Source organism: Edaphobacter bradus (assembly GCF_025685645.1).
In the GTDB taxonomy this organism is placed as follows: Bacteria; Acidobacteriota; Terriglobia; order Terriglobales; family Acidobacteriaceae; genus Edaphobacter; species Edaphobacter bradus.
This window is the reverse complement of record NZ_JAGSYF010000002.1, coordinates 292,745-305,546: the sequence shown is the minus strand read 5'-3', so window position 1 is coordinate 305,546 and position 12,802 is coordinate 292,745. Positions and strand designations below refer to the sequence as shown.

Here is a 12,802-nt window from a genome sequence, read left to right as displayed (position 1 = left end):
AAGGTGCCAGCGAACTTGCGGTTGGCTAAACCCAGATCGCCTCATCTCTCACGCCGACTTGGCAAATAGCCGCTCGAAGAATCCCTGTTGGGCGGCGGCCTGCCGCAATGCAGCGTAACCATCAACATGAGGCGGCAGCCAACGCTGAAGTCCTTCGGCGTCGAGTATGGAGCGATGAACCGGGTTGTCGTAGCTCATGGCTAAGAGCGCCTCGGCAAACCGGTGCTCCTGTTCGAGGTCGAGGTCAGGCCTCGCCGTGAACATGCAATGATTGTAGGTCGGAGAGGACCATATCTCACGAAGGCCGCCTTCGGGCACCAGGCGCTCGTTGCGCACAGTGTTCCAGAAGGGGCCGCCGATAGCGCCGGCGTCGGCTCGCCCGTCGAGGACGGCGCGCACCACTTCCACTTCGCTGGTCCCTGTATCACCATGTTTGCCTACGTCGCTGTCGAAGCGCAGCGTCCGGTAGTCCCTTCCCTCGCGCATGCCTTGCTGCTCCAAAAAGTGAACGGGAAGAATCGCTGCGTGTCCGCTGTCTCGGCTGCCAACCGCGAGCGTCCGATTTTTCAAATCCGCGAGCGTAGAAATGGGGCCTCCGGTGACCGCGACAATCTTGGTCATCCAGCCGAGATCGGTGTCGCGCATGGCGATCGCACGACAGGCATGGCCGCTCCATTCATCGGCCTGCAGGTAGGCAAGGTTTGTGTTCCAGGCAATATCGATACGCGGCACGGGCTCGCCCGGTTGGGCGAGGAGCGCGAGGACCTGCGCCTCGTAGCTCTGAAATAGTACGATCTCCACGGGAAGATGCGCTTCCTCGTGAAAATAGCGCCGCATCCCCTCCCAAATCGTAACCACTTTCGGATTGTATGCAACAGCTCCCACCCAGATTGTTTTGCTCATAGGCCTCCAGTTCCTGTCAGCGGCGTTTCACGAAAACACTCTCTTTGTTTTCGCAGGCGCCCGGTCTCAGAAGAGCGGCATTCCCAACAGTGACTTCCCGATGAACTCGCGCAGAACATCGCCCGTTGGTGCCATGACAGCGCCCGCGTGCGCATCGCGGAACAGGCGTTCGATGCTCAAATGCTTTGAGAACGCCGCACCGCCGCAAGCGCGCATTGCAGCTGAGGTAACGCTGATGGCGACCTCGCCTGCAGCGGCTTTGGTCTCAAGCACGCGCAGCGTGGTCGTCTCGCGCGGCTTCTCAAGATGCTCGATCAAATCGTCGATGCGAGCCGACAGCCCGTCGGTGTCAATCTGCATTGCCGCGAGTTGCGCGCGTAGGGTAGGCAGGCTCTCGCCGAGGCTCTGGCCGAGGTGCTCAAATTTCGCGCTTTTGAGGTGCGACACAGTTCCAGCGACTGCCGCTCGGCACAATCCCAAGGCCACCGCTGCTGTCCCCAAACAGAAAAGCGGAAGCACCACGTTTTGCATAGTCGGAAAGCCCTCGCAGTCATCAGTAAGCTGAAAATCGGATGGGACTTGGCAGTCGTCCAGCGCAATCGGTGCAGAAGCGTTGGCCCGAAGTCCCATGCCGTCCCAGGGCCCCGCAACTGAAAGGCCGGGCGTCTCCGCCGCAAGAAGATAGATGGTCGAATCCGTAGGTCCCGCCCCTTCAGGGGCAAGCGAAGAAACGACATAGCTTTGCGCATGACCAGCGCTGGTCACCCACGATTTCTTGGCGCTTATGCGCACGCCGTCACCATTCCGATGTGCGCGGGATATAGGCGCCCAGAAATGACTGCGCGAGCCGGCTTCACTGATAGCGAGAGTGGATAAATGGCGGCCCGCACCAATCTCCTGCAGTATGGGCGTCAGCGCCCGAGCCGCGCCGGGGCGCGCTGCCAAGATAGTCGCGGTGCCGAGGATGTGCATAAGGTAGACCATCGCGACAGAAGCGTCTGCCTCGGCGAGCGTCGCCGTCACAACGGCAAACGTGCCGGGACCTAACCCAGCACCGCCAAAATCTACGGGTAGCAACAGCCCAAGCAGTCCAGACTCACCAAGCGCCTCGACAGCCTCGGTAGAGAATCGCCCCACCTTGTCGTTTTGCCCTGCGGATGGCGCCAGCACGCGACCGGCGATCTCTTGGGCCTTCAAAACGGCCGCGTCATGAGTCATGATCCACCTATCATCCATGAATCTACTCGATAGGACCGAAATTCTCGCACAGGATGCGCGGAGGGGTCAACAGTCCCTAGGCGCTGTCTGGACCCAAACACGCAGTGCTGCTTTCACTCAGTTGATCCAGTGTCCGCGATGTCGGGAGGCGCAGAATCCGGCAGACAGCTGTCGCAACGAGCAGTGCCATTAGCTGACCTTCGCTTTCACGATCTACGTCACCACGCCATTACCGAGCTTGCCGAGTCACAGGCCAGCGATAGCACAATCATGGCACTCGACGGTCACGTTTCGAGGAAGATGCTGGAGCACTATAGCCACGTCCGGCAGGAAGCTAACAGAGAAGCCGTCAACGTGCTGTCGGCCAAGGTGCCGGGAAAGCCAACAATTAAGGGTTACGACACAAGTAACGACACAAGTGCGACGCTGCTAGAGCAGTGTTACCGTATGTCGTTGAAAAGATGGTAGGCACGAGCGGATTCGAACCGCTGACCTCTACCGTGTCAAATTTGACGAAGGCGCTGTATAACCCTCTACCTGCCTTACTTTCCGTGACCTAGACTCTTCCGATTCGTCTCCAAAATGCTCAGTTTTGGTGACGAATCGGTGACGAGTTAGTGATGCGTTCGCTAACCAAGCTTCACAACTCCGAGCAAACCTTCCGACAAGCTAACATCTGAGGACCGAAGAACTCGTACTTTCCGTATTGCCGACAATACGGCAGTTACTCAAACCAAAGGCGTATATGAGGAGCAATCGGGCGTCCGCTGCCTTCGATGAGTGCATTGGCCTGTTCTCGTCAGTTGAGAGTCCGCCGGAATCCGAAGCAGGTGCATAGGTAAACACTGGCCGGCTACACGGGACCAACACGGCGTTACGATTTGTGCTGGCCTTGCGTTATACAGGTCGGCCTAATCGCCGACGCCGAAGTTCGTACTTCAGCCAAGTATCGAGTACTGAATCGCTATTGGATGTCCCAGATGCCGGCGATTTGGCGTTATGCTGCGAGCGCCGTAAGGCCGACCGCGATATAGATATACTGGTCGGCCTACGATTAGGCTATTTTTGCCCAACCCCTCGAAACTGCTTAATTGGGGTATCGCAACGATTCGAGACAAAGTGGGCCAGGTGGCCATAAGTGATTGATTTTGAACGGCACGATGGTCAAAATTATCTTGTGGCCAATCGTCAATCAAGAACTAGAGCATAGTTCTCATAGGTATATAGGTTGATTCTTTGCGCGGCGCGAGTTAGGGCGCATGGTGGAAGGATGGCACGTGCGTACAGCGATGACCTTCGGCGGAAGTTATTGGAGGCTCACGCGGCGGGTAAGGGGACGTTGCGGGAGTTGGCGGAGCGGTTCGGGGTGAGCGTGCCGTGGGCTTGGAAGGTATCGGCCGCGCACAAGCGCAGCGGCGCGATGGAGCGCGCGGCACAGAGCCGGCACGGCCGTCCGAGTCGCGTGGATCGGGCGCAGGTGATGGCGTTGCTGAAGGCGAAGCCGGACCTGGTTCTTTGCGTTTTCGAAAGCTCCCACATCCTTCGGGCGCGGATAGATGACTACAAGTTTTACGTCTGCCATGCGAGACTCCTATCGAGCGGAAGTTGCGATGCCCCTTAGTGATCGAGAGGCAGGTGCCAAAGTCAACGGCGCAGAGCGCCTCCCCAGTACGAATGATTCATGAAGTGTCGTGGGTGAAGAGAGGGCAAGCTGCTTCACACAGAGCCCACGGAGGAATCCGAGGTTCGGTGACTCCAGCCCCGGGACCACGGAGCGCACAGAGGAAGATATCGAGACTTCTCTGAGCGCTCCGCGCGGGGCTCCGTGATCTCCGTGAGAAACCCATTTCAACCTGTTCAGCCGTGCCGAGCAGTTCATGAAAAAAGCGGGCTAGCGCGCGGCTAATCCCTGACCACCCGTTGGGACTCCCTTAGTCGTGCCAAGCGGGGTGAGACTACCGTTCGCTTCTATACGCCAGGCGTCCACCGTGTTCAGCAACGGATCGCGGACATAAAGGAATCTACCGTCATTGCTCAGGGCAGGATCGGTCGGTGTACTTCCGGAGCCGGCCGACGCCGCAGTCGGATCAAGTAGAGTCAAATAGCCTTCCCGCGAAACCTCATAGCTTGAAATAGTGCCACTGCCGGTGTTTATGCTATATGCGTATCGGCCATCGCTGGTCACGACGGCCCAGCAGGTTGCCGCCTGGCCATTGTTGAGCGAACCCGTGATCAACTCCAGCTTCCCGTTCTCGTCAAGCCTGTAAGAGGACAACGCATTTTGCCCCCCCGCGCTGAGCGGAGACCCCGCTTCCGAAACTATCGCCAAGCCCCTGTGGGTAAACTCGAAACCGAAGGGAGTGGACCCGCTGGAGTAGTTAGAGATGGGCCCTGAGACAGTTCCGTCCCGATTCACCGTGTAGGTGTCTATCGTGTGCGTTACGCCCAGCAGAAACCCAGGCGTCTTTGCGGCGGGACCTTTTTCGGTGACCATCAGAACGCTCCCGTCCAAGCTAAAGCTCACATCGGCTGGATTAGAGGTGCTGCCTCCGGCAAGAGGGCGCGCGGATCCTGCCAGCGGGACGAGCTTGTTTGTGCGAGGGTCGATGGTGAAGCCTGTGATATTGGGAGTGCCGCCCGCATTCAGAACATAGACCAAGTCGCCATGGATGGCGATGCTGACGGGCAACGTGCCGCCCGAACTGATCGTATTCAGGAGGTCGAGGCGGTCGCCATCTACCGCAAAGGCGGAGACCTGATTACTGGCGGCGCTGACGGCGAATAGCAGCCGGTTGCCCCGGCTCAGTACGACCGCTCCCTGTCCTCCCAACGGATCCACCATTGTGGGAAATGTTGGTCCCGCGCCGGTGCCGGTTCCCCCGGTGGGATAACTTCCGGCAAGCGTCAGCGTTCCATCTGCAGCGCGATCAAAAACAATTACAGAATTCCCTGAGGGCTGATTGGAAAGCGTATAAACTGCTCCGGGATGACCCTCAGAAGGGCTCTCCTCCTGTGCCCAGTTCTTTTGCGCAGAGACGACCAACAGCAAGGGAAGCAGAGCGAAAGCATACGTGCTGCGTAATGATAGGCGACTAACTCGATTCGTGGTCATTTTGTGATCTCCTTTTAGGGTTGAGTTACTAAGAGTGGTTCGTCGATCCTTCGGATCGACATTCTTGGCTAGTACTCTGCGTACGGAAGGAACTTGCCGCTCATCGCGATTCGAATCCGGTCTCCGGCTGGATCAGGCTCACGTTCGAGGTTCATCTTGAAGTCGATGGCGCTCATAATGCCGTCTCCGAATTCCTCGGCGATCAGCTCCTTGAAGGTCGTCCCATAAACGCTGATCAACTCATAGAACCGATAAATCAGCGGATCGGTAGGCACCGCGGTCGGAAGTGAGCCACGGTACGGAGGAATCTGGAGCACCTCAGATATCCCAGAAGGTAGTCCCAAGTATTCGACTACTGCCTTCGCCTGCTCCTCGTTGAAGGTCATTTGCCCGAGACATCCCGCCACAACCCATTCCTTGCTTTTGCCCACTTTTGCAGCGATGTGTGACCACTTGATTCCCTTGGCTCGCTTCGCGTCCAAGATCAACTCAACAGCTTCTTCTCTCTTCATGAAATCCTCCCGACCCAAGATCCTGCTAATTGCCGAGCTCGGCGACACTCTTCTCCGTTGTCCAGAGTGCGTGCGCGATGAAGCGGAAGTTGATCAGCGCAGCAAGGTACCCATCACCTTCCGGAGCACGAGGAGCCGCGGTTGCGTCTTTAACGACGGCAACTTCGAAGCCTTGTTCAACAAACTCGCGAAGGTGGCTCTCGATACACAGATTGGCAGCCATCCCCGCCAGAATGATCTGAGAAACACCCCTCTTCCGAAGCTGGAGGATCAGATCGCTGGTCTCCGGACCGAAGACCTTGTGAGGCGATGCAATGATCGTTTTTCCGTCCTGGATGAACGGCTTGAAATCCGCATAAAAATCAGCCCCGGAGCCTTCGAATCCTTCGAGTGTGAGTGAGCCGGTCCGCCCGAACATCCCGATCTGGTGCATCAGTTTCTCAAGTGGACCGCCGAACTCCCAGGCGTGGTCGGTTGGATAGTAGTAGTGGGGAGAGATGGCCACCGTGATGCCCGCGGCCTTCGCTGCAGTGAACAGCTCGTGCAGGTGCGGAACAGTCTTGTTCTCCGTGATGGAGATTCCGACAAAGGGCCAGGTCACTCCATCGGGACTCAGAAAGTCGTTTTGCGGGTCGACGACAACCAACGCTGCCTTGGATTTATCGAGTTTGAACCCTGTCGGTGGGCAGGCGGGATTTGCCGGCTCGGCATAGCGGATTGCGGAAGTGTTCTGTTCGCTCATAGGTACTACCTCCAGTTCCAGAAAGTGTCTATCTATATAAATAGCTGACCAGTCATCTATGTTGCAAGCAAAAAATTAGCCCTGCAGGAGCGCCGGCAGCAACACCTCTTCAAATCGCCGGTAAGGCCATCGTTTTTGTTCAACTTTCGCTCTCATGGCTGCGCCCTCCCAGCTCTCGATGATGGCGGCCGCAAGATTGCTCAGATCAGCATGTCGAGTAATCTCCGACTTCCCCTGGGCTTCGCGAAGACACCGGACGAGGGATGCCTCCCAGCGCTCGAAGATGTCGGAGAGCTTTGAGCGAACCTGCGAGCTGGCGTTCGAGATTTCGAGAGACAGGTTCCCAATGAGGCATCCATGCGCGTAGTTGTTGGCGGCTTTTTCTTCCGAAAGCTCGTGGAAATAGCGGGCAATCCTTTTGGCCGGCGGGAGCTTTGTGTCCACCAGAATTCCCCCGAAGCGCTCTTCAACATCACTCCAATACTCCTCAAGGACAGCCATCGCAAACGCCTCTTTGCTGTCAAAGTAGCTGTAAAAGGAGCCCTTGGGGATTCCCGATGCGGTGGCGATTTCCTGGACGCCACACCCATTAAATCCCAGGTTCAAAAACAACTCTCGCCCCGCCTTCATCAGACGCTGGCGCACTTCCGGATTAGCTGGCCTTGGCACGGATACTATTATGACCAGTCGTTTATATATCTCGCAAGTGCGTTCCCGCGTCCGCGGAGGGGTTTGAACCACTATGGCATACGCACCACCATTCGCCGAGGCACTAGTCACAATGGAGTGGATAACCACTAGCCGACTTGTCTTCTATCGAAGAGGCCTCAGGCAGCAGTCGCGCAATCGATCACCAGAACCACACAGGCACGGAGAAGTTGACTGCAAACCGCGTGCTTTGGCTTCACTTAATAGAAGTTGTCTGGACTGTTCGCGCCATAGCCGCAAGCTCGCATCGTCGGTATTATTGTTCGCCCAAACGACCTCTGCTGAGGCTTTGGGGTTCTCAGCCTTCATCAGGGTCGAGAACTTATTACGTGCAGCTTGTAGAACCGCAGCAGGAATTGCTCTCTTCAGATTTCCCTCTACGCTGGACGAAAATTCGGTGCCGTCATTTGTATCCAGACGGTCTGAAACTCCCGTCTCAATGCCTCACCCTCGGTCGATTCGCGGAACTTGAGAAGACTCAGAAACAATCCAGGGTTCTTTTCGAGATATTCACTCAGATTTGACCCGAAAACTCCAGCCATCACAAACCCTGCGTAATCAAACACCGACTGTTCAGAGGGCTTGATAACAAATGCAGCACTCAATAGCGAGACACCCCCGAATGGCACTCGTGAAGCACCGATGTTTAACTGATTACAAATCAAGCCTGTCTGCACCAGATGAGCAAATCTCAAGGTTGGGAACGCAAGCCAACGAGGGATCTTGTTTGTTTCGGCGTAATCTGAGTACCCAAGAAGTTGCGACACACGAGGCAGCAGCAGGGCATCTCGCACCATTCCAGGAAGATTCAGCCTTTCGGAGTCGTCAAATACGACAATTTTCGATGCCAATCCCTCTATCAGCTTGTCGCCCTCTGCTTCCTTCCCCGGCATGGGCCTCAACATTTTTCTGACAAGGCTCATGGAGGAGCGTGTTTCCACCAGTTCGGGGTCTTGGGCGCGAAAAACACCAACATCTCCAATTAGGCTCTCTGGTGTAGAGAGGAAGAAAGGCTGACAAATTAAATCTACGAACTTGATTGCGCCACTGGCCATAAGTGCCCAAAAAACTTCGGACGTTGCGCGATCGTGCAGCAGGGCCAATGATTCCAACGGTAGAAATACGCGGTCAAAGCAAGTCAACCCCACAGCAAGATCGTGAAAGGCGACGGTTTCGCTACTGCGGAGTTCGCCCTCTACGAAACCAAGACCAACAATTGCATTGAGCTTATTTTGTTGAGGGTTGCCCAACTCCAGTACATGCCCTGAGAGGTGTGTACCTGATGGCCAAAAAGAGCTGATAAAGAATCCAGATTCACTTTTCTGCTGTTTCTGATCGTCTGAAGCAAATATAGCTTCCAAAACGGGGCTGCTTATCGCCTGTTCAATGAAGTTCAGAACGGTGAGCGCCGCCCGGTGATCCGGGTGCTGGGCGATCTTATAGCCGATGCGATAGACTCCCTTTTCTGGTGGACCAGACGCAGTTGTAACGAGGAAGTGAGGACCGTTGCCGAATAGGAGATGGTTGCCTTCGTTCTCTGCAAGCAGATTTAACACATATTCGTCTTGCAGACCGTATCCGAGAAACACAACAGAGGCGGTAGAAAATATAGTCCTCACCACTGCCAGATAGTCATTGGAACCGACAATCTTTTGATAGTCCGACTTCCCGAAAACAGTCGATGCAATCGAAGACACCGACCCGTGCAGTTTTGCGATGAACGGTGTCCGGCTGTTGAGGGAATCGGCGCACCTTTCCAAGTCTGTGTGTTCGATGACATCTCTCGTGTGAAGGTTCTGCTCCAGGCAAAGATCCACGTTTGTCGTTACGATCTGTAAAGGCGCGATCTTTTTGAGGCCTTCGATAAACTGCTTATAGATTTCGTTAGTGATCGGGGAGTTGAACTGCTCGTGCAAAATCTTGTTGTAAAGGGTAAGGTCCGGCGTCTTTGCACAACTGAAATAAGTCAGGGTAGGCCTTCGATGCAATGATGGACTTAGCCAGATCATCAGGAAAATTGGCGACGCTCTTTGCAAACACCTTTCGCATCTGAGCAGCCGACATATGCCAAGAAGGAAGACCGGCCCACCGGCTTGCTCCAGCTCCAATCCATAAAACCAAGGGGCGCTTTTGACGAATTACGGCTTTTAGTCGAGACAGGGAAGCCGGAGTATAGTGATCGTCTGCATGTAGCATTCGGAAAACGATTGTAACGTCTTCGCACGCACAATTATCAGAGAGTACGCGAATAGGATAGAGAGCTTCGGATGAACGCAGAAAACGCCCGTCGTATTGCCACACTCATAGTTGAAAAATGAGCAACCAAATTCCATCCGAATACAGGACTATCGGCGAACCTCCGCCAAAATCTCTAAAAGACATCATCCAACTGGGCATGATTGTCGCTCACAGTATCCGGGAAGTCGCGCAGTCTTCTGTAGAGGGGGCTTTCCCAATCGAACCGGAATTACTAGCGGCACTTGCGTGCAGCACCATCAACCCAGCGCTGCTTACGGATGTATTTGCTCGGGCGCTGGAAGCCTCTGATGAGGACCCCGTAGAACTTGAAGCAACGTTGCTCAATGTAGTCGTGGCAAAAGGTAGGCTCACAAATCTGCTGGCCGCTAAAGTAGAAGAATTCAAAGCAAGCGCGAAACAGCAAAACAGTGAAGACCGGCAGCTCATGTTCGAGCGATGGGAAGCCTTGCAGCCGCCTCTCGCTGCTCTCCTGGAACTACAACGCAAGCACCCAAAGACGGAGATTGCCGATGCATTGCGTTTCCTCACCCCTGAGTTTCCAGGGCTGATGAGACACGTAGAAGTGTATTGGCCCACCATCGAAGCGTTCATTGCAAACTCGCCTGCCTATGCCGAAGCGAAGCAGATCAAAACGAAGGCGGGACTTCTGGCTGCTGCAATCGTCGCTGAAGAATTCGAAATGGGGTACGCCTACTGTCTGCAATTGCTCGCAGGGAGCCGCAGAACGATAAAAGGACACCTGCGCCGACGTAAGCCCTAGAGGTCAATTCCTTAATCATATTTTCGCGATTTATATGATTAGTGGCGCTCTCCCTTACGCACAGATCGGACCTTCCACCTCAAACTTCTTCAGCCAAATCATGCTCTAAAAGTCGAATTTCCAAGCAAGACGTTCCGCAAAGCAATCTCGCAATATGCGCGAGACACCTGAACGGAAAGCCAATCCCAACCACCAGCAAACAAGTTCACGTGAGCGGGATGCGGTTCGTCGAAAATCCGGGGAGTCGGTTGACCATCCCGATCCGGGGCTGATGGAACCCTCAATCCCTCCGACGGCTGACCGAAAATCAGCGGCTCGCGTGAATGTGGGGCAGGGCGCGAATCTGCGCCCTGCTTCTCATCAGCCTAAAAATGGTCGGGGTTTGGGGCGGAGCCCCATCAGCGCCGCAGGCGCTGTGCCTCTTTCACTTGACTCAATACAGAATAATCGCGACAAACCCAACGATCTTCCCTGAAAAAAGAGATGCGGAAAACTCACCTTGCGACACATTTCGGCCAAAGCGAATGGAGTTGGTCGTTTCTTCAAAGTGACATGTAAATGCTGGGATTGCCCTCAATGTGCTCCGCGTAAAGCGAATAAGTATCGCAAGGCGATTGGCAAGGCGGCGGAACAGCACAAGCTGAGAACGATGCTCACGCTGACCCTGGACCCATCGAAGCTTTCTGGCCAAGATTCGACACGTTACATCGCCGAAGTATTTGCGGACTTCCGAATCTACATGAAGCGCAGACTCGGCGTTAATCCAAAGTACATTCGCGTTATTGAGTCTCAAAAGAACGGCAATCCTCACCTTCACATCTTGCTGGATTGCTATCTCAAGCAAGATTGGGTATCGGGGGCGTGGTCCGCGTTGGGTGGAGGCAAGATCGTCGATATCCGACGCGTAGACATGCACCGCGCCTCGCATTATCTCTCCAAATACCTGACCAAAGAGATGCTCATGTCCGCACCGAAGCGGACTCGCCGGGTCACGACCTCGCGAACGATCAAGCTGAATCCGAAAAACGATAGTGATCCGACCTGGACATTGCTATATATGCCAATCGAAATTCTCTACAAACACTACCTGTGCACCGCCAACAACGTCCTCTATGACGTTGAAGGAAACGTAACCGCATTCGAATCGTTTGTCCCGATGGAATGACGACTGTTTCGTAACAGCACCTCGCGACAGCGCCTCAATACGTATCCCACGCGGCAATCGATACATATCCCATACAGAGCCGATACGTATCGCCACGCTGCAATCGATACATATCCCAAGCAGAAATCAGTAGGTACGCGATAGCAATTGATACCTATCCAGAGAGCGAATGATACGTATAATTCCCGATACGGAAAGGCAAGGCAGGTCAACCCAGCAAGGAGGCTGGCAAGACTTGGCTCGCCGACGTTTTCAAACGGGAAGTATTCGTAAGCGTGGCAAGCGACACCCCATATGGGAGCTTCAATGGTGGGCGGATTACCTAGCAACGGATGGCAAGATCGGCCGCAAAAGGGAATCGAAGATTCTCGGGAACGTCGCGGACCTGTCTCTCAAGCAGGCGAAGAAGCTTGCTGCGGAGTTCTTGCTTCCGTTGAATCAGGGCAAGCTGACTCCGATGGCAACGATCACCTTCGCGGACTTTATCGAAAGGTATTTTGTCCCGAATGCGTTGCCAACGTTGAAGCAATCCACACGGAAACGCTATCAAACCACGCTCAACTATCACCTCAAACCTGCATTTGGTCAGAAACGTCTGTGCGATATCTCAACCCTCGATATCCAATCCTTCGTGCTCAGCAAATTCGATTCTGGTTCCGGATGGGAGGTCTGCAGCCATCTCCGCAACCTTATGTCGAAGGTCTTTGCCTGTGCGAAGAAGTGGGGACATTTCGCTGGGGACAATCCTGCAACCGGAATCGATTTACCGGAGAAGGTCGAAGTCCGCGAGAAAAACGCATTGACCTGGGAGCAGTGCCAACGGTTGTTGGCCGTGCCTCCGGAACCGGTTCGAACGATGGCGCAGGTCGGCATTCATACCGGCTTGCGCGTTGGGGAGATTCTCGGCCTGCGCTGGCAGGACGTGGATTTTCTCAAAGGGACCATTCGCATTCAACAGGCCGCCTATCGTGGCTCGATTGGATCGCCGAAGACCAAAGGCAGCAAACGCACCCTACCCCTACCACCACCCCTCGCGGCGGCTCTCCGACGTCATTACGACGCATCTCCGCAGTGGGATGGACTGGTATTTCCTACCCGTACGGGTATGCCCTTCAGCGACTGCACTCTGCTCTCCCGCTTCATCAAACCGGCGGGCAAGCAGATCGGGACTCCCTGGCTGAGCTGGCATACCCTCCGACGGACTCACGCAACCTTGCTCTCGCATGTGGGAGCCTCGCCCAAAGAGGCTCAGGCACAGCTAGGGCACGCACACATGTCCACGACCATGGACATCTACACCCAACCCATTCCCAGTCATCAACGCGCGGCAGTCGAAAGGTTGTCGCAATTGGTGACGAATGGTGACGGGTTGGCCGCAACACAGACCGAGCCGCCCCTGGGCTCCATGTGTATTCAATGATTT

13 protein-coding genes are annotated in these 12,802 nt (G+C 55.1%); 5 read left to right on the top strand and 8 right to left on the bottom strand.

The genetic code is table 11. The features are described 5' to 3' along the window. Nucleotides 1-48: 48 nt before the first annotated feature. Nucleotides 49-903 (bottom strand): phosphate/phosphite/phosphonate ABC transporter substrate-binding protein, encoded by an 855-nt coding sequence (locus OHL16_RS07440; RefSeq protein ID WP_263366481.1) that lies wholly within the window; start codon nucleotides 901-903, stop codon nucleotides 49-51. Nucleotides 904-969: 66 nt separating this feature from the next. Then, nucleotides 970-2,139: an acyl-CoA dehydrogenase family protein gene (locus tag OHL16_RS07435; protein WP_263366480.1), complete on the bottom strand. Its 1,170-nt coding sequence runs from the start codon at nucleotides 2,137-2,139 to the stop codon at nucleotides 970-972. Nucleotides 2,140-2,259: 120 nt separating this feature from the next. On the opposite strand from OHL16_RS07435, the gene OHL16_RS20265 reads away from it, so the two are divergent. Beyond that, nucleotides 2,260-2,589 carry a tyrosine-type recombinase/integrase gene (locus tag OHL16_RS20265; RefSeq protein ID WP_396127186.1) on the top strand — a complete coding sequence of 110 codons (330 nt, stop codon included), beginning with the start codon at nucleotides 2,260-2,262 and terminating at the stop codon, nucleotides 2,587-2,589. Between the two features lie 802 nt (nucleotides 2,590-3,391). Continuing rightward, nucleotides 3,392-3,742: a hypothetical protein gene (locus OHL16_RS07430; RefSeq protein WP_263366479.1), complete on the top strand. Its 351-nt coding sequence runs from the start codon at nucleotides 3,392-3,394 to the stop codon at nucleotides 3,740-3,742. Between the two features lie 270 nt (nucleotides 3,743-4,012). Here the strand turns inward: OHL16_RS07430 and OHL16_RS07425 are convergent, their stop codons facing one another. From OHL16_RS07425 to OHL16_RS07405, 6 genes are all read right to left on the bottom strand, one after another. Next, nucleotides 4,013-5,233: a lactonase family protein gene (locus tag OHL16_RS07425; protein ID WP_263366478.1), complete on the bottom strand. Its 1,221-nt coding sequence runs from the start codon at nucleotides 5,231-5,233 to the stop codon at nucleotides 4,013-4,015. Nucleotides 5,234-5,301: 68 nt separating this feature from the next. Next, complete coding sequence (gene cynS / locus OHL16_RS07420) at nucleotides 5,302-5,745, bottom strand: cyanase (protein WP_263366477.1); 444 nt, start codon at nucleotides 5,743-5,745, stop codon at nucleotides 5,302-5,304. Nucleotides 5,746-5,770: 25 nt separating this feature from the next. Further along, entirely contained in the window at nucleotides 5,771-6,487 is a 717-nt protein-coding gene (locus tag OHL16_RS07415) for a cysteine hydrolase (protein WP_263366476.1), read from the bottom strand. A gap of 75 nt (nucleotides 6,488-6,562) precedes the next feature. Beyond that, entirely contained in the window at nucleotides 6,563-7,117 is a 555-nt protein-coding gene (locus OHL16_RS07410) for a TetR/AcrR family transcriptional regulator (RefSeq protein ID WP_263366475.1), read from the bottom strand. Between the two features lie 183 nt (nucleotides 7,118-7,300). Then, nucleotides 7,301-7,504, bottom strand: a complete 204-nt coding sequence (locus OHL16_RS20260; protein WP_396127163.1) for an SEC-C metal-binding domain-containing protein — start codon at nucleotides 7,502-7,504, stop codon at nucleotides 7,301-7,303. Between the two features lie 68 nt (nucleotides 7,505-7,572). Next, nucleotides 7,573-9,204: an SIR2 family NAD-dependent protein deacylase gene (locus tag OHL16_RS07405; RefSeq protein WP_263366474.1), complete on the bottom strand. Its 1,632-nt coding sequence runs from the start codon at nucleotides 9,202-9,204 to the stop codon at nucleotides 7,573-7,575. Nucleotides 9,205-9,509: 305 nt separating this feature from the next. Here OHL16_RS07405 and OHL16_RS07400 point away from each other — a divergent pair, with 305 nt between their 5' ends. The 3 genes from OHL16_RS07400 to OHL16_RS07390 all read left to right on the top strand — a co-directional run bounded on the left by OHL16_RS07400 (nucleotide 9,510) and on the right by OHL16_RS07390 (nucleotide 12,799). After that, a complete protein-coding gene (locus tag OHL16_RS07400) occupies nucleotides 9,510-10,214 on the top strand; it encodes a hypothetical protein (RefSeq protein ID WP_263366473.1) in 705 nt (234 codons plus the stop codon). Between the two features lie 499 nt (nucleotides 10,215-10,713). Further along, on the top strand, nucleotides 10,714-11,379 hold the full coding sequence (locus OHL16_RS07395) for a protein rep (RefSeq protein WP_263366472.1): 666 nt from the start codon (nucleotides 10,714-10,716) through the stop codon (nucleotides 11,377-11,379). A gap of 235 nt (nucleotides 11,380-11,614) precedes the next feature. After that, the gene (locus OHL16_RS07390) at nucleotides 11,615-12,799 is read left to right on the top strand and encodes a tyrosine-type recombinase/integrase (RefSeq protein WP_263366471.1); all 1,185 of its coding nucleotides are present in this window, start codon (nucleotides 11,615-11,617) and stop codon (nucleotides 12,797-12,799) included. Nucleotides 12,800-12,802: the final 3 nt, after the last annotated feature.